At 62.2% G+C, this 479-nt stretch carries 1 protein-coding gene; it reads right to left on the minus strand.

Annotation, left to right across the window (positions count from 1 at the left end; translation table 11 throughout):
• Window positions 1-479 (minus strand): SLC13 family permease (locus NNJEOMEG_RS20290; RefSeq protein ID WP_173087289.1); only part of this gene is annotated, 479 nt, incomplete at both ends.

Below are 479 nucleotides of genomic sequence, written 5' to 3' on the forward strand. Positions count from 1 at the left end.
CCTGGAAGCCGTCGGCCAGGCAGAGGCCGCCGCCGAAGAGCAGGATGACGTCCCAGGGGATTTTCACGGCGGTCTTCCAGTCCAGGAGAAACACGCCTTTCTTGAGGTCGGAGGGGATGATGAAGAGCAGAATCGCCCCGGCGATGGCGATGGAGGCGTCCGTGACGCCCTTGAACACGGGAATCTTCACCAGACCCAGCAGGATCCAGAGGGTGGCCACCACGGCGAACACGGCGACGATGATCTTCTCTTCCTTCTTCATGGGGCCGAGCTTGGCCAATTCGGCGTCGATGAGCTGCTTGCCCTTGCCCTGGAGGATGTCGCCCTGCACGCGGAAGAGCACCTTGGTGATCAGCAGCCAGGTCATGATCAGGAACGTCGCGGCCAGGGGGACGCCCACCTTCATCCAGTCGAGGAAGGTGATGGTCTGGCCGTACATCTTGTCGATCTGGGCCACCATGATGGTGTTGGGGGGCGTG

It is taken from the genome of Fundidesulfovibrio magnetotacticus, assembly GCF_013019105.1.
GTDB classification, from domain to species: Bacteria; Desulfobacterota; Desulfovibrionia; order Desulfovibrionales; family Desulfovibrionaceae; genus Fundidesulfovibrio; species Fundidesulfovibrio magnetotacticus.